The organism is Sphingomonas sp. CL5.1 (assembly GCF_013344685.1).
Classification (GTDB): Bacteria; Pseudomonadota; Alphaproteobacteria; order Sphingomonadales; family Sphingomonadaceae; genus Sphingomonas.
Genome location: NZ_CP050137.1, coordinates 192,818 through 213,924 on the forward strand (window position 1 = coordinate 192,818; position 21,107 = coordinate 213,924).

Genomic DNA, 21,107 nt, shown 5'->3' on the forward strand with positions numbered 1-21,107 from the left:
GGGATCGTCGGACAGAACGCTGAATGACGACTATCAGGTCCTGTTCCGTTGGGAAACTCGGTCTTGCGGCAGCGCATGCGTGCTGATTCACTTACTGCGAGGAAACGGAAACGGGCCGATGATGGGCGAGCGGTAGCGCGCTGCATCGCCGAGGGGCTGGTCGACGGTCATGACTTCGCGGTGGATGCCAGCCTGATCCGCGCCGATGTCCATCGCCAGCGGTCGGTGCCGGGCGAGCAAGGTCTGCCGCCTGAAGCGGTCGGTCGTGCTGGCGCCGAGTATCTCGAGATGCTAGACGATGCACGCGCTCGATCAGGAGAACGTCGATGAGGATGTCCCTTCCCGCCATTGCTTGCATGGCATTCCTCGGAGGTCCTGCACTTGCCGCCGGGCCAGTTACTTTCACGACGATGCTTTCCGGCCCCGCCGAGGTGCCACCTGCCCCGGCCGCCGGCCACGGTACGGCGAGCGTCACCATTGATACCGCCAAGGGTCAGCTCTGTTACGAATTGTCCGCCACCGGAACGGACACGCCGACCATGGCGCATGTCCACAAGGGTGCGGCCGGGGTGGCCGGCCCGGTGGTCGTCGCACTCAATCCGCCAGCCCAGGGCTCGTCCAAAGGCTGCGCCACCGCCCCTGCCGATACGCTGGCAGCGATCCTCGCAGAGCCATCCAGCTACTACGTGAACGTCCACACGGCGAAATATCCGAAAGGGGCGATGCGCGGGCAGCTCGGTAAATAGCCGCGAGGGGCGCACGACTCTAACCTTGAGCGCGGCGGCGCGCGTGGCAGACTGCTATGCGGAGCGCATTCGCGCAAATGCACTGGTCGACGCCTTTAGCGAGGGTGGCTTTCGCTTATGCCGCCATCCGGTCGATTTGGCTCGAGCCTGAACCCGGCGCAAATCCTCGTCCATATCGCGGATTACCGGCCTCCTATGGTTGCCAGCCGATGGCGGGCATCAACCCGACCCTCGACTATCAGTTCATCGTCAACCCCGGCCCCGCCAGCTGTCCACGGCGACTCCACCGCCGGTCGTGTTTCGTGTCTGGACATGCCCCGATAGCGGGACCATTTTCACAGCGTGCGCGGCTGATGCCGACGCATTCCTGACGAGGAACGGCCGACGAACATCACGCTCACCCTGCTCGACCTTGCCGGCACCGTCGCCCTGCTCCTGTGGGGGGTCCATATGGTGCAGACCGGCGTGCAGCGCGCCTTGGGCGCGCGGCTGCGTTCCTTCCTCGCGCATCGCCTGCACAATCGCCTGAGCGCTTTCGCCGCCGGCCTCGGCGTCACCGCGCTGCTCCAGAGCAGCACCGCGACCGGGCTTATGGTGACGGGGTTCGCCGCCGAGGGATTGGTGGCGCTTGCGCCCGGCCTCGCGGTGATGCTGGGCGCCAATGTCGGCACGACCTTGATCGTCCAGCTTCTCGCCTTCGACGTGTCGCTGGTCGCGCCGATCCTGGTGCTGGCGGGTTATCTCCTCCACCGCCGCGCGCGGGCGGGCACGCGCGACTTCGGGCGGGTGTTCATCGGCCTCGGCCTGATCCTGTTCGCGCTGCACCAGTTCCTGATCGTGCTCGATCCGCTGATGGCCAATCCGCTGACACGCGAGTTCCTCGCGGCGCTTTCCACCCATATCGTGTTCATCGTCCTGATCGGCATGATGCTCACCTGGGCGGCGCATTCCAGCGTGGCGATCGTGCTGCTCGCCATGTCGCTCGCCGCCAATGGCGCGCTGACCGTGCCGGCCGGCATCGCCCTCGCGCTCGGAGCCAATATCGGCACCGCGATCAACCCGGTGCTGGAAGGCGGCGCGCGCGATCCCGCCGCGCGCCGCCTGCCGGTGGGCAATCTGCTCAACCGGATCGCCGGCGTGCTGGCGGTGCTCGCGGTCTATCCGTGGGTGACGCCCTTCGTGACCGCCGTCGAGCGCATGCCGGCGCGCGCGATCGCCGACTTCCACACCGGCTTCAACCTCGTGCTGGCGGTGCTGTTGTTCCCGCTGCTCACACCCTATGCGCGCCTGCTGGAACGGCTGCTGCCCGCGCGGCCGGCGGAGAGCGCGCCGGATGCGCCGCGCTATCTCCAGCCGGTCGCGGCGGGAACCCCGGTCGCCGCCGCGCTGGGCGGGGCGACGCGCGAGGCGCTGCGTCTGTCCGACGTGCTGGAGCAGATGATCGGCGGCCTGCGCGACGCGCTCGCCAACCCCAGCCGCCGCCAGATCGAGGAGACCCGCACGCTCGACGACCGGCTCGATCGGCTCAACCGCTCGATCAAGGAAAACCTGCTGGCGATTGACACCAGCCGGCTGGACGAGCCGACCAACGAGAAGCTCGCCCGCATCCTCACCTTCTCAATCAACGTGGAGCAGGCCGGCGACCTGATCGATCGCGGCCTGCTCGGCGTCGCGAGCCGGCGGATGAAGCGCGGCGTCGCCTTTTCGAAGGAGGGGACGGCCGATCTGGTGGCGCAGGTCGATCGCTTACTGGCGACGTTGCGCGAATCCACCGCCGTGTTCCTGAGCGGCGACCTCGCGGCGGCGCGCGCGTTGGCGACGGAGAAGGAAGCCTTCCGCCAGTTGGAGGAGGAGGCGACCGCCGCGCATTTCGACCGCCTGCGCTCCGGCAATGTCGAGACGGTGGAGACGAGCGCGCTTCACCTCGACGCGCTGCGCGACCTCAAGCGCGTGAGCAGCCATTTGATCGAGGCGTCGGCCTATCCGATCCTCAAGAAGCGCGGCGATCTGCTGCCGACGCGGCTCAGAAAGGTCGAATGACGCGCGGGTCGATCACCTTCCGATCGCTCGCGCGGCTCCAGGTCTTATCGCCCGTCCCGACCCGGTTTCATCCTCTTTGCGACGTTCGATTCAGCCCAACGATGACCGCTCCAGGCGCCGCGCGAGATCAAAACGCGTAAAAATCCACGGCGCCATGAACAGACTCGCCAAAGCCACCAGAATATAGCGGAGATATTGCAGCAGGTATCCGATGATCGAATAGTCGGACGCTACCAAGCTGAAGCCGCGCTTAAATCCCTCGAGCGTCAAAAAGCTCAAACCAATAGAGAATGCCAGTCTCAGCGCCTTGAACAGCACCGACCCGCTGCGGGGATCGAAATTCACCAGTGACTGTTCCAGCGGCCACGCGATCACGATGCCGGTGACGGTTCCCGCATAGCCCAGAAAGGCTCGTGGCTGGCCGTCGATCATCCCGCCATTGACGATTATGGTCATGAGCCAGAACGCCAGGCTTGCCCCGACCGATATCGCTACCTGACCGGCGTAACCGAAGCGGCTCCATGCGGCCGCGATCCTTTCACCGTTCCGAAGGGCGATGAGTCCAAGACCGAGGCCGATGGTCCAGCCCAGCAGGATGTCCTCCACATAATGAACGCCGAGATAGGGGCGTGAAGCCCCCGTCAGCAGGATGGCGAAGACGGCCAGAATGCGGATGAGCCGGTTGCGCCAACATCCATAGAGGACCGTGTAAAACGAAGCGGCCGCCATCGCGTGGCCGGATGGGGTCGACCATTCGGTGGCGAGGTCGCGCGCATTGTCCAGCGGCACGGCCCATTTCCGAAGATAATCCCCCTCCCGAATGAAAGGCCGCGGGTTCTTGATGATGATCTTCAGGATGTGGTTGGCGCACATCGCGAGCGACACCATCAGCGACAGGCGCACCGCGAGGCGCTTGTCGTAGAGCACGTAAATGCAGGTGGTGATCAGGAGATAGCCCTGCACTTCCCCCATGTCGCTGAAGAACAGGAAGATGTCGGTCAGGGCGCGTGTCCGGTGGTCCGCCAGCCACTCCATGACAGGCATGTCGAAGACAGGGTGATGCATGATGGCCCAGCGCCCTTTGAGTGGTCAATGCAACTCGATACAATATCGTATCCAGTTGCATCTGTGCTATCCGGCTTCCCGATGTCAAGAGTGCGCACCCGTCCGACCCGTGGGGAGACCCGCCGTCAGCTCTTCCGGGCTGCCGCGAAGCTGTTCGAGGAAAGAGGGATCGGTGCGACGAGCATCGATGCGATCGTCGGCGAGGCGGGATTTACCCGCGGCGCCTTCTACTCGAACTTCGCCACCAAGGACGACCTGATCATCGGCATGCTCGAAGCGCATGCGGAACTGTCTCTGGCGCATTATCGCGACCTGCTGGCCGAACACCGCGAACCGCAGGACCTGCTTTCCGCCATGCGCACAGCGGAACGGGCCCATGACGATCCGCTGGGGCGAGCACCGCTCCTGCACCTCGAACTCATCCTGTTCATGGCCCGCCAGGGTACGAAAAGGACGGAACTTGCGCGGCGTCTTGCCGCGCGGCGCACCCTCATCTCCGAGATGATCGACGCGACCTACGGCTCGGAAAAGATCGATTCAGCCTGGGCCGGCGATCTGCTCGTGGCGTTGGAAGATGGTTTTCGGCTTCACCGGCTGATCGATAGGTCGACCACGCCAGCGGACAGTTTCGACCAATCCGTCGAAATACTGGACAGCCTCATTCGGCCAATCAGTCGCGGTCCCGCTACAACCTCATGATGCGACCGAAATGCTGGTGACGCGGAGACGGGTCGATGATGGGCAAACGGGCGGTTGCAGAAATGGAATCAATGAGATCGAAGGGCTCGCCCGACGGTGATGCAGAATACCGAAATCGCGGCGCCGATAGTCGACAGGCCGACAAAGATCACCAGGCCGGACGCGAGACTGGTGGAGAATCCGGCGAGCAACCACGATATGCCGATGAGAGAGGCGGCCAGACATTGCGACGTGCGCGGAAAGCGGAGGTTTCGTCCGCGCCCCAGCAAAGCGTCGCGATAGCGCGCGCTGGCCGCTGCCAGGCCGAGAAATCCCGACGCATTGATGATGAGCGCAAGAAAGATCATGACGACAGGCGGCGGACGTTCGCGCGAACGGTGCGCTTATGTCGTGCAACGAGCGCGGCAACCACCGCCGCCGCCGCCATCGCCCCATCGACCGCTGGATAGATCGGGCTACCGTAACGCGCAGCCAGCGACCAGCTCGGCCCCACGGTGAGCAGGCTCGCGAGAGGGACGGCGGCGAATGCGAGAGCGGCACCCGCTGCGAGTTCGCGCCAGCCGCGCTGCGGCGGGCGTATCAATGCCCAGAAAGCGGCGGCGCCCCAGCTGAGGAACAGCGCCGCGATCTCACGATCCGGCCGGTCGGCGAGCGCGACGGGCAACAAGCGGTTGGCGAGGAAATAGCCGGCGATGCCCAGTGGGAAGCCGGCGATCGTCCCGATGTTCAGGCGCTCGACGATGCGGAAACCGAGCGGCGGCCTGGCCGGATCGGACAACCGCATGCGGCGCTTGGCCGTCCACAGCACCAGCCCCGTCGCCACCATGACCGTGCCGAACACGCCCGAGATGAAATAGAGCCAGCGAAGCTCCAGCCCGGCATAGCGGCCGGCGTGAAGGCCGATCATGACGCTCTCCGTCACCTGCGCGGCGCCGCGTTGCGACAGGGGAGCGCGCTGTCGTCCCGTCGTGCCATCGAACACCAAGGTCTCGCCGCGCGTGTCGAAACCCGCGGCGGGAGAACTGGTGACCGCGACCCGTGCGTTGCGGTCGCCGGGTAGTTGGACGTACAAATAGCCGATCTCGCGCGCGCCGAACGTGCGCGCCGCGCGCGCGACGATGGCGTCGAGCGGCGCGAGCGGCATCCGCGCCTTGCTCGCTACCAGGTCACCGCCCTGGGGGAAGGCGGCGGCGTAATAGGCATCTTCATTGCCGAAGGCGGCGATCATCGGCGCCGGGGCGTAAAGCGATGCGAGACTGACCAGCCCGGTATAGGTGATCATCAGGTGGAACGGCAGCGCGAGAACCGCGCTGACGTTGTGCGCGTCGAGCCAGCTGCGCTGCCCCTTGCCGAACCGCAGCATGAAGAAGTCCGCGAAGATCTTCTTGTGGGTGATGATCCCCGAAATGATCGCGACGAGCATGAACATCGCCGCGATGCCGACAATGTACCGCGCCCATATTACCGGCAGATAATGGAGGTCGAAGTGCATGCGGTACAGGAAGAATCCCCCCGCCGTCGCCCTTGCGGCGACCTCCCGTCCGCGCCCGTCCAGCGTCGCGGAGGTGCGCTGGTCGCCGCCGGGCTTCGCGGGCACCCAATAGACCGAGGTAACCGCGCTGCGCCGGCCCGGTGGCGTGATGAACCAGCTTTGCGCGTCTCGAGCATTTTGCTCCAGCCATGCCTGCGCCCCCGCCACCGCTTCGGCCTGATCGCGGGCGGGCGCGACCTCGGGCTGCATCCAGCGGGTTATCTCGTCCTGGAAGTACGCGATCGTCCCGCACACGAACATCACGTAGAGCAGCCAGCCGAGCAGCAGCCCCGACCAGGTGTGCAGCGACGACATCGACTGGCGCAGATTTCCCGTCGTCATTGCACGGTGCCGGCAACCGGAAGGCGCAGGTAGCCCGCAAGCAGCGCGGCGGCGACACCCCAGATGATCCAGAGCCGTCCGATGCGCCGCGTTCCGAACGCCCAGACGATCATCGTCGCGTAGATGGCGAAGAACGACAGGAACGCGATCGACACCGCTTCCACCGCGCGCACCGGCATGACCCTTACGAGCACGGCCGTTATCAGCGAGGTGAGCGCGTAGCCCGCGGGAATCGCCGCGAGACGTCCTGTGCGTTCCAATCGCGTCATCTTGAGCGTCTCATCGCTGTCATTCCCCGTCAGAAGTCCCGCGACAAGGTCAGGCGAAAGTTTCGCGGGGTGCCCGGCGACACGCGGTCGATCCCGCCGGTATCCGGCCAGTAGCGTTCGTCGAACAGGTTCGCGACGGTGAGCCGCACGCCCCACCCGTCGCGCTGATACGACAGACCGGCATCGACCAGCGTATAGGCCGGCAACCAGAGCAGCACCGACCCGTCGGGCCGCGTCGAATAGACGTCGCCGTTGCGCTTGCTGTTATAGGTGAAGGCAAGCGTCGCGCCGAGCCCGGCCAGCGGCCCCTTCGGCACCTCATATTGCGCGAAAATGCCGACATTGTGCGCCGGAATGTTCGACAGCGGCGCGCCCACCGTGAAGAAATTGTCCTTCGTGATCTTGGCGTCGACATAGGTATAGGCCGCGTTCAGGCTGAAGCCGGCAACCGGCTGCCACCGCAACTCGGCCTCCACCCCGCGCGATTGCTGCTCGCCGGTGATGACCGAAAAGTCCGGATATATCGGATTGGCGGTCGCGACGTTCTGACGGGTAAGCTGGTAAACCGCGAGGCTCCCGCTCAATCGCGCGTCGGGGGCAAACTTGAGGCCGGCCTCGACATTCCTGCCGCGCTCCGGGGGAACGGGACCGCCGATCGGATTGCCGTTGCCGTCAAAGCCGATCACCCACAGCGTATTGAGCTGTGGCAGGAACGAACGCGACCAGCTGGCATAGGCGTTGACGCCCGGCACGAGCTTCACCGTTGCGCCGATCCGTGGGCTGAACGCCTTGTCCTTCTGGCCGGCGGCGTTCGCCCAGTCGTAGCGACCACCGAGCGTCAGGGTCGCGATATCGCCGAACTTCAGGTGGTCCTGGACATAGATTCCCGTCTGATGGGCCGTGCTGCTGCTGCCGGCGCCGGTCACGGCGCTGGTGTCCAGTATCGCGTGATAGTCGGGATTGGCGATGCGCAGCGGGAAATGCGTCGGATCGTAATCGCCCGCGCTGAAATAGCTTTCCGAATTGTGGCGATAGTCGATGCCGGCGATCCATTCGTTGGTGATGCCCCCAAGCGTGAAGCTGCCCTTCAACCGGCTGTCTACCGCGAAATCCTTGTCGATCGCGCGATAGGGGCCGTAGAAATAGCGGCCGATCGTATCCGTCGGCGCTTCGTTGCCGTCGGCGTCATGGGAAGGTTGCCCGTTCGCATCGAGGAAGCCCGCGGCGAACATCCAGCGGTTCCAATATTCCTTGCGATGGGTGTAGCGCAGCGTCTGCGAAAAGCTCAGCGCATCGCTGAACCTGTGATCGAAGATATATCCGACCTGCCAGCGATCGCGGTTGTTGATGACGCGCTGGTCACCGGCATTGTTGATCGCGAAATCCTCCGGGATCGCCACCGCGCCCGGCAGCACGGTGCCATAAGCGGGCACCGGGGAGAACGGGTTGTCGCGGTCGCGCTGATAACGGCCGAGCAGGGTGAGCGTGGTGTCGCGGCCCGGCTGCCATGTGATCGCGGGCGCCACGAAGATTCGGTTGATCCCGGCGTTGCGCACGAAGCTGTCGGCGTCGCGATAGGTGAGGTTGATCCGCGCGAGCAATGTCTTGCCCTGATTGAGCGGCGCGTTGGCGTCGACGGTGCCCTCGATCAGGTTCCACGATCCCGTCGAGGCCGTCAGGCGAAGAAACGCATCGGCCTGCGGACGCTTGCTGACGAGGTTGATGAGGCCGCCGAGCGGCGCCTGGCCGAACAGCATCGACGCGGGGCCTTTCAGCACCTCGATCTGCTCGATCGCCGACAGTTCCTGGTTCAGGCCGACACCGGCTTCGTTGACCAGCCCATCAAGATAGACGCTGCCATAGGCCGCGTCGAACCCGCGGATCGTATAGGCGTCGTAGAAGCCGTAGGTCGTGCTGCGCGACACGCCGGCGACGGTGCGCAGCGCCTCCGACAGGCGGGTGACGCCGCGCGCGTCGATATCCTTCCCTGACACCACGGAGATCGCCTGCGGGGTCTCGATCAGCGGAATGTCGGACTTCCCGGCCTGCACCGTGTCCTGAAGGCGTTCGCCGGTGACGACGATGTCATTGCGCGTGGAGTCCGCGCCCGTCGCCTGGGCCAATGCCTGTGGGATCGCCAACGCCATCGTGCTGATCGCGCCGAGCAAAAACACTACCTTCATCGCATCGCCCCCGAAGTTGAGGCCGGGCAACTAGCAATGATGCGATTGACTCGCAATAGCTTGAACGATCGGCGCCCGTTCGAGATGGGAGAGTCCGAGGTTCATGCCGCGCGGGAATCGGGCCGGCCTTCGCTCCGGTCAGCGTTATGTCGTGATCTACGTCGCCAACGCGCCCCCGACGGTCTCCAGCCCGAACTCCACCGCGAGCGACGCATTGTCCTCGCCGCATTCAGGCGCGAGGCGACTGTCAAATGCCTGCCCCTCGACGCGGATCGGGGAGGACAGCAGCTCCAGCTCCTGGCCGTCGGGCAAGACCGTCCGGTAGGTGTTGCCGCGCGCGCGGAAGTGCGGATCATCCAGCACCTCGGCCAGCTCGTTGACCGGCATCGCCGCCGCGTTGACCGCCGCGAACCGCTCCAGCCACTCGGCGCGGTCGCGCGTCGCGATCACCGCCGCGAGTTCGCGCGCGACTTCGGCATCCTCCATCCCGTCCCGCGGCTCGCGGTCATAGATCGCCTGGAGGTCGGGGCGCTCGATCGCCTGGAGCAGGGCGCGCCACGATTTGTCGGTCAGCGACTGGATGTAGATCAGCTTGCCGTCCCGCGCGCGGTAATTCTCCATCCGCGCCCAGAAGCGCATCCGGCCGAGCGCGTCGAGATAGCCGGGCCGGACATGCGTCCTGTCCCGGTTGAGCAGCGGCTCCAGCACATCGGGCAGCCAGTGCGCGGAGGATTCGGCGGCGGCGATCTCGATCAGCGCGCCCTCGCCGGTACGTTGCGCGCGGATCACCGCCGCGAGCACGCCCAGCGCGCCGTGCAGCCCCATCGCGTGCATCCCGATCGCGGCCGGCTGGCGCCCCTCGTACTTGCTGATGCTCTCACCGATCGGCGCGCCGATCCCCGCGAAGGCGTCGAACGAGGGGCCGTGCGAGGCCATCTTCATATAGGGGCCGGATCGACCCATGCCGGAGATGGAGCAGAACACCAGCTTCGGATTGTCGCGCCGCAGCCGCTCATATCCCGCGCCGAGTCGTTCCAAAACCCCGGCGCGCATCCCCTCGACCACCACGTCCGCGCGGGCGGCGATACGGCGGAAATCCTCTATCCCGGCCGGATCGCGCAGGTCGATCGCGACGCTCTCCTTCCCGCGGTTCCAGCGCAGGTGCATGTAGCTGAAGCCTTCGGCGCTCCCCGCGCCGAGCGGCCCGGAATAGCGCAGCGGATCGCCGCCCTCGGGCGGCTCCACCTTGATGACCCGCGCGCCGAGATCGGCGAGATAGCCGCCCAGCGAATCCGGCCCGAATTGCGCGACCTCGACGACCAGCAGGCCGGAAAGCAGGTCATAGCTCATATTTCATCCTCCACTGGTCCGGGGCGCGATCGCGATCGGGATCGCGGTCATGCGCGGCATGGCGTTGATCGTCTCGACCACGCGGTCGCGCGCGATGAGCCGCGCGGTCGACGCGCCGACCGCTTCATAGGGGGCAGCGTCGCCCGGCAATCGCCCGCGCGCGTGGTTCATCGAGGCGACGCCCGGACGCACCCCGGCGTCGGCGCGCGCGATGGCGGGGATCGAGCCCGCCTCGGCATGGACCGTCACCGCCGCGCCTTCCGCGAGGCCGAGCGCCGCGAGATCGTCGGGATGGAGCCATAACGGATTGTACGGCGTCCGGGCGCGGATCGCGCTCAGCTCGCGGCCGAAGCTGTTCATCGTCTCGCGCTCCCGCCGCGTCACCAGCAGGTGGGTCGCCGCGCGGCCTTCCGCCACCGTCACCGGCGCGGATCGCCGGCGCAGCACGTCGGCCAGCTCCGCCGCGACATCCGCCGGGAACAGATCGAACCGCCCTTCCGCCCCCTCGCGCGGGGGCTGCACCACCAGCGCCGGCACGTCGAACATCGCGCCCGCCGGATGCGCCTTCACCGCCGCCAGCGGCACGCTCCCGCGCGCGGCGAGCATTTCCAGCAATTCATCGGCGTCGGGCGTGCGCGTCATATCCAGATCGCGGCCGGCGAAGCGCATCCGCAGCCCCATCCGCTGGCCGAGCGCAAAATAGACCAGCCAGTCCTCCACCGTGTCCGATCCGGCGGGCGGCGCGACGATCGCGGGCGTATATTGCGCGAACGGCTTCTGCAGCCCCAACTCCTCCGCGAAATAGGTGCAGTCGGCGCGCTCGAACGGCTGGCGCGCGGCGAACACATAATCTGCCAGCCGCGCGGTTTCGGACCACACCGCGTCGCTGGTGACAAGCAGGTCGAGCGCCCGCAGCGCGCGCACCGCATGGCGCTGGTCCGGCAAGGCGTTCGCGGGGTTGCCGCCGATGCAGAACAGCGCGCGGATGCCGCCCTCGCCCTCGTGCAGAATCTCGTCGGCGAGGATCGCGCTCATCATCTCCTTGTTCATCGTGCCCAGCCCGCCGGTGCGGCTCTTGTGCCCGCGCTCCCAGCTGCGCTGCGGCGGCGTCACCTCGGCATGGACGGGGCGGCGCTGGTGCAGCACCCCCGGTTCGGGGATCGTCTCGCCCGCGCGGTTGAATCGGCCGCAGACGATGTTGAGGCACTCGATCAGATGCTCGGCGAGGTTGGAGTGCGGCGCCATGTTCGGCCCCGTGCCGCCGCCCGCGCACCCGCGCCGCGCATCATGCGCGAACATCCGCGCCGCGCGCGCGAGATCGCCGGCGGCAAGCCCCGCGCGCGCCGCGACATAATCCGGCGTGAACGGCGCGACCGCCTCGCGCAGCGCGTCCAGCCCCGCGACATAGCGCGCGCAGAATGCCGCGTCGTGCCAGCCCTCGCGCAATACGATATGCAGCAGGCCGGCGAAGATCGCCGGGTCCTCGCCGGGGACCGGCTGGAGGTGGAGGTCGGCATTGGCGGCGGTCTGGGTGCGCACCGGATCGATCACGATCAGCTTCATGCCGCGCGCCCGCGCGTCCTTGATGACCTTGACCGGATCGTAGGACGGCATCCCCACCGATTGCCCGGCGAGCGACACCATCGGATTCAGCCCCGCCATCAGCCACACATCGGCATCGTAGAAACCGTGCCGTCCCGCCTCGAAGGTGCCGAGCCGGCCCGACGCGACCCACTTCGCCGACTGGTCGATCGTCATCGTCCCGAAGCGCGAGGGCGAGCCGATCGCCTTCAGGAACTCCATCGCCATGTAGCGGTAGAGCAAGTTATAGGCCGATTGCGTGCCGGTGAAGATCGCGACCGCGTGCGGGCCGTGCCGGTCGATCACCGCGCGGGTGGCGGCGGCGACCTGATCGATCGCGGCGTCGAAGCCGATCGGACGGTGTGCGCCGTCCGCTTCCCGCCGGTGATGCGCCCGCAGCCGCGCCGGCCCGTTGTGCAGTTCGGGCGCCTGCAGACCCTTGATGCAGGCATAGCCGCGCGTGAGCACATGTTCCTTGTCGCCGCGCACCGCCGTCAGCACGCCAGCGTTGTCGATCGTCGCGATCATGCCGCACATGCCGTGGCACAGCCGGCAATAGGAGCGGACCTCCCTCACGTCCCGTCCATCACGATCGCGGCACGCCCGACATGGTCGCGATCCGCCGCCGCGCGCATCGCCTCGGCGAAGCGGTCGAGCGGGAAGAGGAGGTCGACGCGCGGCCGCAGCTTCCCGTCGCGCAGCGCGTCGCCGATCGCGGCGAGGTTGGCACGCGCCGCCTCCGACTCGCGCTGGCGGAACTGGCGCAGGTCCACCCCGACCAGCGCCGCGCCCTTGAGCAGCGGCAGATTGGTCGGCAGCCGCGCGATCCCGCCCCCGGCAAAACCAATCACCAGCATCCGCCCGTTCCACGCGATCGCGCGGAACGCGGCTTCGGTGGCGTCGCCGCCGACAGGATCGACGATCACGTCGGGGCCACGCCCCCCGGTGGCGGCCCTGACCGCCTCGCGCCAGCCTTCCGCCCCCGGTGCCGCGATCGCCGCATCCGCGCCGAGCGACACGGCATGGTCGCGCTTGGCGGCCGACGATCCCGTCGCCACGACCCGCGCGCCAAGCAGCTTCGCCACCTCGATGCACGCCGCCCCGACGCCGCCCGCGCCGCCCAGCACCAGCAATGTCTCACCCGTCCGCAACGCCGCGCGCTGCGTCAGCGCGTGCCATGCCGTCTGATAATTGACGAAGGCGGTCGCCGCCGCCGGGAAATCGAGCGTGTCCGACAGCGGGATGGCGCTGTCCGCCGGCACCACCGCTTCCTCGGCGAAGGCGCCGCCCATCCCCGCCGCCGCCGCGACGCGCTGGCCGATCCACGTCGGATCGATCCCCGGCCCGGTCTCGACGATCGTGCCGCTCAGTTCCAGTCCAGGCACATAGGGCGTCGGCGGCTTCACCTGATAACCGCCGCCCGCGATCAGCACATCGACGAACCCGACGCCCGCCGCCGCGACGCGGATCCTGACCTCCCCGGCGGCGAGCGGCGCCGGATCGCGCTCCACCAGCGCATAACCATCGGGAGGACCCAGCGATTCGCCGGACACCGCGCGATAGCTGGCCATTTCGTAGCGCTCCCCTAGTGCCGCATTCGTGGGCCTCGCCGTGCCTGCCGAAGCAAGCGGCTTGCGCGCTACAGATATCAGATTTTATAAAACGTCAATGTCGAGAACGGAATTGGGGAGCGGGATGTCATGCGCCATGGCCGGCGAGCAGCGGCTCGACGACGAAACGCCGCACGAAATGCCGCAGCCGGTCCTCGTCGCCCATCTGCTCGGCGGTAGCGAGCAGGATCACCTGGTTGAGCGAAAGCCACGCGACCACCTCGTTGAAATCGAGATCGGCGGCCAGTTCGCCCGAGGCGCGCGCGGCCTCCAGCATGTGACGCCAGCGCTCGCGCGCCACCGTCTGATACGGGCTGGTCTCGGCATAGCTGTGCGCGGTCGCTTCCATCGATTCGACGAAGCGGCGCACATAGAGGTTCTCACGCGCCACGCTCACCGACACCAGCACCACCTCCGTCACCATGTCGGCGAAGCCGGCGCGGCGGGTCAGCCGCTCGCGCAACGCCTGCTGGACCTTGTCCAGTTCCAGCATGCTGATGTGATCGACGATCTCCATCTTGCCGGGGAAATGCTTGTACACCGTCGGCCGCGAGACACCGGCCGCCTTGGCGATATCCTCGATCGTGGTCTTCTGGATGCCGTAGCGCTCGAAGCACGCACGCGCGCTTTCGACGATGCGCGCCGCGGTCTGGCTCAACGCGGGCGCGGCTGCTTCCTCTGCGGACGATGGGGGATTCAAGCCATGCGCTCCTGTGATTCGCCCGTATCGTCTCGCATGCGCAACGGGCAGGAATGCCTCGCGCATAACCTCACCACGCGGATATCGCCACCCATGACCGGCCCGGTCCATGATCGGCGGCGCGAGACCATCTTTTCTTTCCTCCACTCCGGACGGGAGCCTCCGCATGATCTGTCTGCCTGACCTGTTTCGCTACTGGGCGAATTTCCGTCCGGACGACGAGGCGGTCGTCTGCGAGGAGACGCGCTACACCTGGCGCGCGCTGATCGCGGCGGCCGAGGGCGTGGCGGCCGAGCTTCAGGAGCGCGGTGTCCAGCCCGGCGACCGGGTCGCGATCCTGCTGCCCAATTGCGCCGAATGGGCGGTGGCCTATGTCGGGCTGTCGCTGGCCGGCGCGGCGCTGGTGCCGCTCAATCCGCGCTTCGGCAGCTTCGAGCTGGAGGCGATCGCGGAGAACGCCGATTGCGCCGCGCTCGTCACCACGCCGGCCGCCGGCCGCAGCCTCGCCGCGCACTTCGCACTGGACGGCGCGGAGACGGAGGATACGTTGGTCATCGCCTCCCCGGCGGCGCGCGCGCTTCCTCCCACCCCGTTCGCCCGCGCGGCGGCGAGCGGCGCGCTGGCGCGGCAGGTGGCGACAAGCCCGGACCAACTCGCCGCGATCTTCTACACCTCGGGCAGCACCGGCCTGCCGAAAGGCACGATGCAGACGCATGCGACGGTCGCCGCCTTCCTGATGGGCTATATCCTGTCGCTCAAGTTCACCAGCGACGATCGCGCGCTGATCGTCGCCCCGCTCGCCTTCACCGGCGGCTGCCTCTCGCTGCTCGTGCCGATGCTCGCGATCGGGGCCTGCGCGATCATCGAGCCGGCGGTCGATCCCGAGCGCATCCTGCACCGGATCGAGAGCGAGCGCGCCACCTTCATGACGATGGTGCCGGCGATCTGGGAGCGCCTGCCGGAGGTTCCCGGCTGGGCCGATGCGGACCTTTCCTCGCTGCGTGTCGCGATGACCGGCGGCGCGCCGGTGTCGCGGGAATTGCTCGCCCGCTTCCGCGCCAAGGGCGTGCGCATCCGCCAAGTCTATGGCTGCACCGAGCTGGGCGCAATGGGCTGCACCCCGCCGGAGGACCTTGCCATGGCCCGCCCCGAGACGGTCGGCTTCCCGCAGGTCACGCTGGAGGCGCGCGTGGTGCATGACGGGCGCGACTGCGCCCCGGGCGAGACCGGCGAGATCTGGGTGCGCGGCCCGCAGGTGATGCGCGGCTATTGGCGCGACGAGGCGCAGACCGCCGCCGCCTTCGCGGACGGCTGGTTCAGGACCGGCGATCTCGTCACGCGCGACGAGGCCGGCGTCATCACGGTGGTCGACCGGCTCAAGAACATGGTCATCTCCGGCGGGGTCAACATCTATCCGGCGGAGATCGAGCGCGCGCTCGCCTCGCTGCCGATGATCGCCGAATGCGGCGTGTTCGGCGCGCCGGACCCGCGATGGGGCGAAAAGGTCGTGGCGCTGGTCCACGGCCCGGAAGCGATCGATCCCGACGCATTGCGCGCGACGTTGCGCGAACTGCTCGGTCCGCTGAAGACACCGCGCGAAATCGTCGTTTCCCCCGCTCCGCTGCCGAAAACCGTCACCAACAAGATCGCGCGCACCGAATTGCCCGCGCTCTACGCCACGCTCTCCATTCCGCCGGCGGATTAAGGCGCATCTTTACAGATTTCCGATTTCCGTTAATCGTACCTTGAAAATAACCGGCGAATCGGCCGTATCAAGGAGGGGACGACGATGAAGGATCGGAAGCGTAGCCACAGGTGCGCCCAGTTGATCGCGATGCTGGCATGTTCGGTTTCCACGCCGGTGCTGGCCCAGGAGACCCCGCCTCCCGCCGCCGCGAGCGAAGTAGCCGGGATCGACAGCGACATCGTCGTCACCGCGCGCCGCCGCGCGGAATCGCTCACCAGCGCGCCAGTGGCGGTGTCGGCGGTCGGATCGGCCGAACTGCAACGGCGCGCGATCGTCCGGCTCGACAATCTGGCGAGCGCCGTGCCCCAGCTCATCATCTCCGACGCGGGCGCCAGCACGCAGGGCGGCGTCGTCCTGATCCGCGGGATCGGCGTCGGCGAATCGAACCCGTTCGCGGACCAGGCGGTGTCGTTCAACGTCGATGGCGTGCAGGTCGGCCGCGCGGCCGTCCGCCGCATGTCCGAGGTCGACATGGCGCAGGTCGAGGTACTGAAAGGGCCGCAAGCGCTGTTCTTCGGCAAGAACAGCCCTGCCGGCATCATCGTGATCCGCACCGCGGATCCGGGGGCGACGTTCGAGGCCGGGGTCAACGCCAGCTACGAATTCCGCGCCGACGAATATCGCACGGACTTCTTCGTCTCCGGCCCGCTTGCCGATGGCCTTGGCGCGCGTCTCGCGGTCTATGGCTCAGACATGAAGGGCTATTTCGACAATGTCGCAACGCCCAGCGCGACGCTCGGCCCAAGCAACAAGCGGCTGCCGACCAGCACCGAATATGGCGGCCGGATCACGTTGAAATATGATGGCGGCGCCAATTTCGACGCGCGCCTCAAGCTGAATTACAGCCATCTCGACGCATCCGGCCCGGAATCTAATATCCAGACGGTGAACTGCCCGCTCGGCTACGACCAGCTCGCGCCGGTGCGCGGGGATTGCTCGGCCGACGATCGCATCATCATCCCCGATCTCGGCCCGCTGATCGGCAATTACGCATCCGAATTCCAGAGCGTGCCCTATACCCGGCAGGATCAGGTGCTGGCGGGGCTGGAGCTGAATCTCGCGCTTGGCGACCATCTGAAACTCACCAGCCTCACCGGCTATTACCTGTCGTACATGCGCTTCGTCACCAATGCGAGCGTCGCCGATTCGACCGTGCCCGCGTTCATCTTCGGCGGCAGCCAGCGGTTCCGCGACCGCGAGATTTCGCAGGAGCTGCGCCTCGCCAGTTCGTTCGACGAGCCGTTCAATTTCCTCCTCGGCGCTTATTACCAGGATGCCGATCTGCAATTCTCGAACTATGTGCTGCGCAACGCGCTGGCGCCGACGGTGATCGGCGTGAAGCAGCCGGTGTTCCAGGACGGTACGGCCTATTCCTTCTTCGCGCAGGCGATGATCAATATCACCCCCACGCTGGAGCTGTCGGGCGGCGGCCGCTATTCCCATGAAAAGAAAGGCTATCGCCTGTATGATGCGGCCGGGAATCGACGGGCCACCGCATCGAACGGCAAGAGCTGGGACAATTTCTCGCCCGAGGTGACGCTCACCTATCGGCCGTCACACGACCTCACCATCTATGGCGCGTACAAGACGGGGTTCCTGTCTGGGGGCTTCGCGGTTTCCTCGGGCGATCTCACGCTCGACCGGTCGTTCAATCAGCAGACCGTCCACGGCTTCGAGGGCGGAATCAAGGTCCGCTCGCCCGACGGGCGGCTGCGCGGCAGCCTGATCGGCTATCATTACACCCACCCCGGCCTGCAAGTGACCGCCAATATCATCGATCCGGTGCGCGGCGTCGACCAGCGCATCGTCAACGCGGGCAAGGCGACCAACAAGGGCTTTGAGCTGGAGGGCAGTTTCCAGGCCACCGAGCAACTCTCGCTGCATGCCGCTTTCGCCTACAATCATGGGCGGTACAATCGCCTCATCACGACCTGCTATTCGGGCCAGTCGATCGCGATGGGGTGCAATCTCAATCCCAATGCGGCCGGCGTCTTCACCGCGCAGGACCTGAGCGGGCAGCAGATGGTGCGCGCGCCCGACGTCGTCGCGCAGGGCGGCATCAGCTACACCGTCCCGCTCGGCAGCAACGGCGACACGCTCAATCTCTCGGCCGACGGGAATTATTCGAGCAGCTATTTCGCCGCCCCTTCGAACAAGCCCCAGAGCCGCCAGGGCGCCTATGCGACGCTCGACCTCGGCGCGATGTATACCAATGAGGGCAAGGGTTTCTCGATTGGCGTGCTTGGACGCAACCTGACGAACAAATATTATTTCTCGCGCGCGATCGATTCCACCTTCACCGGCAGCGGCACCGGCACGGCCACGGTGACGCCGTCCGACACAATCGCTTCGGTCAGCCGCGGACGGCAAGTGATGGTGCGCTTCTCGGCGAAGTTCCACTGACAGGCCCGGTGATGCCGGCGATCCCGGCACCCGTTGACTTTCGCGTTCTTTACGTATTACAAAATTTGTAAATACCGACGCGGATCGTCACGGCGTCGTCCCGGAGCACGCCCATGACCAATATCACCCAGGAAGTCTTCGACCGCATGGTCGCCCATATCGATCGCGGGACGACCGACATGGCCGAGACGGAGCTGCGCGTCCCCGCCTTCAATTTCTCCAGCGACGCGCATCTCGCCGACGAGCGCGCGGTGTTCCGCCGCCAGTTCCTCGTTGCCGCCACCGCTTCCGAACTGCCCGAGCCGGGCTCGTTCGTCACGCGCGACCTGCTCGGCACTGCCGTGCTCATCGTCCGCCAGAAGGACGGCGCGGTGCGCTGCTTCCGCAACATGTGCCGTCATCGCGGCGGCAAGGTGGAGATGGCGGAATCGGGACGCAAATCCGCGTTCGTCTGCGCCTATCACGGATGGTCCTACGACCGCTCCGGCGATCTGCGCGGCATTCCGTTCAAGGAGAGCTTCGATCCGATCGACCCGGCGTGCAACGGCCTGTTCCGCGTCCATTGCGAGGAGCGCCACGGCCTCGTCTGGGTCGACCTGTCGGACGATGCCGGGCGGGACGTGGCGACCTTCCTCGGCGCACAGGCCGACGAGCAGCTCGCCACCTTCGCGCTCGACCGGACGACCGTCTTCCTCGAACGCAAATACGATCTGGAGGTGAACTGGAAGCTGGTGATGGACGGCGCCTATGACGTGCTTCATCCGCAATTCCTCCACCCCAACGGCGTCGGCAAGCTCGTCCACACCAATGTCGGCATCTGGAAGGACTATGGTCTCCACGGCCAGATGTTCACCGCGCGCAAGCGGCTGGCGGATGCGGTCCGGAACGGCGCGACCCCGGAGGCGGCGTGGCGCTATTTCGCCACCGTCTTCGTGCTGTTCCCCAACACGCTCGTCATCGCGGCGCCCGACCATTACGAATTCTGGACGGTCTGGCCGGGCGAGACAGCGGGCAGATGCACGGTTCACATCCGCTTCCTGATCGATCCGGCGAAGCTGACCGGCGACATGCCCGATCGCCTGAACCGCAGCCTCGCCATCCTAGAGGATGCGGCGATGAACGAGGACTGGCCGATGGAGCAGACCATCCAGGCCAATGCGGCGTCCAGCCCCGATGCAACCTATCTCTACGGCCGCAGCGAAATCTCGTGCCAGCACCTCCACCTGCGTCTGGCGAGCGCGATCGCGGCGGCCGGCTAAGCTGGCGGGTTCGCGCACGGACATGTTAGGGCCGCGCCGCATTCGGCAGCAATACGGGGCAGCGATGGCACGGACCGACCGCCGCAAGGCACCTGCAAGGGACGCCTTGATCGAGGCAGCCGAACAGATCTTCAGCGAACAGGGGATCGAGGGGGCGTCGCTGCGGGCGATCGCGCTGGCGGCGGGATCGGCCAACAGCTTCGCGGTGCAATATCATTTCGGCGACCGCGAGGGGCTGATCCAGGCGATCTTCGACCGGCGGCTGGCGCAGGTCGAGGCGCGGCGACGCGAATTGCTCGACGGCGGCGAGCCATCCGCCGGCATTCGCGCCCAGCTCGATCTGATCTGCCGCCCGCTGATGGAGCAGCGCGCCGCGAGCGGGCGGCACAGCTATGCCGGCTTCCTCCTCGTCCTGCGCCGCTCCGCCGGCGGGTTCGCCCGCCGCCTCGCGGTCGGGCCAAAGGCGCCACTCGCCGCCGCCGCCGTGGCCAACGTCCGCGCTGCGCTTCCGCCGATCGACGATGCGACCTTCGAATTCCGCGTCGGCCAATTCTCCACCCTGATCCTCGACGCGCTCGATCGGCTCGACGCCGGCGACAGCCCGATCGCTGACCCGGAAGCGCTCCTCGCCGAGATCGTCGTTCTCGGCGAGGCGATCTTCTCGGCCCCGTCCATATAAGGCGATTGTCTTAAATTAATCGAGCGCTTATCCTGCGTCGACAATAGTTGGAGAGGATCGATGCAGGTCGAACGGATCACCCCGCATATCGGTGCGCGCATCAGCGGACGGAATCTGGCGGAGGTCACGCCCGCCGATCGCGAGGAGCTGCGCGCGCTGCTGGAGGAGCATCTTGTCCTGTTCTTCACCGGCCAGTCGCTGACCGCGCAGCAATTCCTCGCGTTCGGCGAGGCGATCGGGGAGCTGGAGATCACACCCCTCATCCCGAGCCTGGGCGGCGATCTGGCGCCGATCCATGTCCTCGAGGCGAGCCCGAAATACGGCAAGGGTGAGTTCGCCGACATGTGGCATACGGACGTGCCGTTCCGCGAACGGCCGCCCTATGCGACGATCCTGCGTCCGGAATATCTGCCGTCGCTCGGCGGGGATACGTTATGGGCGAGCATGTATGCGGCCTATGAAGGACTGTCGGATTCGCTCCGCCGCTTCGCCGACGGGCTGGAGGTGCTGCAGAGCGTGACGACCGCGGCGGGAACGCTGGAGCACGTCCATCCCGCCGTGCGGGTCAATCCGCGCACCGGCCGGCGCGGCCTCTATATCAACAGCCTGTTCTCGAAGCGCATCATCGGGATGAGCAAGCTGGAGAGCGACGACGTGATCCGCCTGTTCTCGACCAGCGCGACGATGCCCGACTATCAGGTCCGCCACCGCTGGAGCCCCGATGTGGTCGCGATGTGGGACAATAATTTCACGCAGCATTATGCGGTGGTCGACTATCGCGAGCCGCGCCGGATGCAGCGGATGACGGTCGTCGGCGAACCCGTCCTCGGCATCACAAGCGCCCCACCCGCGCTGACCCGCGCCGCCTGAAGCGCGGGGTCACGGTGAAGCGAACCCGCTCTC

Annotated in this window: 17 protein-coding genes and 1 pseudogene; 9 read left to right on the forward strand and 9 right to left on the reverse strand. The window is 66.7% G+C overall.

Features of this window, described 5'->3' with window-relative positions; genetic code table 11:
- Positions 1-132: 132 nt before the first annotated feature.
- The 3 genes and pseudogenes from F9288_RS21990 to F9288_RS00985 all read left to right on the forward strand — a co-directional run.
- Positions 133-303, forward strand: a pseudogene (locus F9288_RS21990) (IS5/IS1182 family transposase); the annotation flags it as partial.
- Between the two features lie 23 nt (positions 304-326).
- Complete coding sequence (locus tag F9288_RS00980; RefSeq protein ID WP_174834893.1) at positions 327-746, forward strand: CHRD domain-containing protein; 420 nt, start codon at positions 327-329, stop codon at positions 744-746.
- Positions 747-1,148: 402 nt separating this feature from the next.
- The gene (locus tag F9288_RS00985; protein ID WP_302675328.1) at positions 1,149-2,786 is read left to right on the forward strand and encodes a Na/Pi cotransporter family protein; all 1,638 of its coding nucleotides are present in this window, start codon (positions 1,149-1,151) and stop codon (positions 2,784-2,786) included.
- 90 nt (positions 2,787-2,876) lie between these two features.
- Here the strand turns inward: F9288_RS00985 and F9288_RS00990 are convergent, their stop codons facing one another.
- Positions 2,877-3,851: a phosphatase PAP2 family protein gene (locus F9288_RS00990; RefSeq protein WP_174834894.1), complete on the reverse strand. Its 975-nt coding sequence runs from the start codon at positions 3,849-3,851 to the stop codon at positions 2,877-2,879.
- 90 nt (positions 3,852-3,941) lie between these two features.
- Here F9288_RS00990 and F9288_RS00995 point away from each other — a divergent pair, with 90 nt between their 5' ends.
- The gene (locus F9288_RS00995; RefSeq protein WP_217482573.1) at positions 3,942-4,550 is read left to right on the forward strand and encodes a TetR family transcriptional regulator; all 609 of its coding nucleotides are present in this window, start codon (positions 3,942-3,944) and stop codon (positions 4,548-4,550) included.
- Between the two features lie 68 nt (positions 4,551-4,618).
- Here F9288_RS00995 and F9288_RS01000 read toward each other — a convergent pair whose 3' ends face one another.
- From F9288_RS01000 to F9288_RS01035, 8 genes are all read right to left on the reverse strand, one after another.
- Positions 4,619-4,897 carry a DUF3325 family protein gene (locus tag F9288_RS01000; protein WP_174834896.1) on the reverse strand — a complete coding sequence of 93 codons (279 nt, stop codon included), beginning with the start codon at positions 4,895-4,897 and terminating at the stop codon, positions 4,619-4,621.
- A complete protein-coding gene (locus tag F9288_RS01005) occupies positions 4,894-6,423 on the reverse strand; it encodes a PepSY domain-containing protein (protein ID WP_174834897.1) in 1,530 nt (509 codons plus the stop codon). The genes F9288_RS01000 and F9288_RS01005 overlap by 4 nt, the downstream gene beginning before the upstream one ends.
- Entirely contained in the window at positions 6,420-6,692 is a 273-nt protein-coding gene (locus tag F9288_RS01010; protein ID WP_174834898.1) for an iron transporter, read from the reverse strand. The genes F9288_RS01005 and F9288_RS01010 overlap by 4 nt, the downstream gene beginning before the upstream one ends.
- A gap of 29 nt (positions 6,693-6,721) precedes the next feature.
- Complete coding sequence (locus F9288_RS01015) at positions 6,722-8,875, reverse strand: TonB-dependent siderophore receptor (RefSeq protein ID WP_174834899.1); 2,154 nt, start codon at positions 8,873-8,875, stop codon at positions 6,722-6,724.
- A gap of 156 nt (positions 8,876-9,031) precedes the next feature.
- The gene (locus F9288_RS01020; protein ID WP_174834900.1) at positions 9,032-10,225 is read right to left on the reverse strand and encodes a CaiB/BaiF CoA-transferase family protein; all 1,194 of its coding nucleotides are present in this window, start codon (positions 10,223-10,225) and stop codon (positions 9,032-9,034) included.
- A 3-nt stretch (positions 10,226-10,228) separates the two neighbouring features.
- On the reverse strand, positions 10,229-12,382 hold the full coding sequence (locus F9288_RS01025; RefSeq protein ID WP_174834901.1) for a molybdopterin-dependent oxidoreductase: 2,154 nt from the start codon (positions 12,380-12,382) through the stop codon (positions 10,229-10,231).
- Entirely contained in the window at positions 12,379-13,377 is a 999-nt protein-coding gene (locus F9288_RS01030) for an NADPH:quinone oxidoreductase family protein (RefSeq protein ID WP_174834902.1), read from the reverse strand. Before F9288_RS01030 ends, F9288_RS01025 begins: the two co-directional genes overlap by 4 nt.
- 127 nt (positions 13,378-13,504) lie before the next feature.
- Positions 13,505-14,116, reverse strand: a complete 612-nt coding sequence (locus tag F9288_RS01035) for a TetR/AcrR family transcriptional regulator (RefSeq protein ID WP_174834903.1) — start codon at positions 14,114-14,116, stop codon at positions 13,505-13,507.
- Between the two features lie 166 nt (positions 14,117-14,282).
- On the opposite strand from F9288_RS01035, the gene F9288_RS01040 reads away from it, so the two are divergent.
- The 5 genes from F9288_RS01040 to F9288_RS01060 all read left to right on the forward strand — a co-directional run bounded on the left by F9288_RS01040 (position 14,283) and on the right by F9288_RS01060 (position 21,074).
- Positions 14,283-15,821: a class I adenylate-forming enzyme family protein gene (locus F9288_RS01040; protein WP_174834904.1), complete on the forward strand. Its 1,539-nt coding sequence runs from the start codon at positions 14,283-14,285 to the stop codon at positions 15,819-15,821.
- Positions 15,822-15,905: 84 nt separating this feature from the next.
- Positions 15,906-18,266, forward strand: a complete 2,361-nt coding sequence (locus tag F9288_RS01045) for a TonB-dependent receptor (RefSeq protein ID WP_174834905.1) — start codon at positions 15,906-15,908, stop codon at positions 18,264-18,266.
- 113 nt (positions 18,267-18,379) lie between these two features.
- Positions 18,380-19,525, forward strand: a complete 1,146-nt coding sequence (locus F9288_RS01050; protein WP_174834906.1) for an aromatic ring-hydroxylating dioxygenase subunit alpha — start codon at positions 18,380-18,382, stop codon at positions 19,523-19,525.
- Between the two features lie 64 nt (positions 19,526-19,589).
- Positions 19,590-20,204, forward strand: a complete 615-nt coding sequence (locus F9288_RS01055; protein WP_174834907.1) for a TetR/AcrR family transcriptional regulator — start codon at positions 19,590-19,592, stop codon at positions 20,202-20,204.
- Between the two features lie 60 nt (positions 20,205-20,264).
- Positions 20,265-21,074, forward strand: coding sequence for a TauD/TfdA family dioxygenase (locus tag F9288_RS01060; protein WP_174834908.1), 810 nt, complete (start codon positions 20,265-20,267; stop codon positions 21,072-21,074).
- The last annotated feature ends 33 nt before the right edge of the window (positions 21,075-21,107 follow it).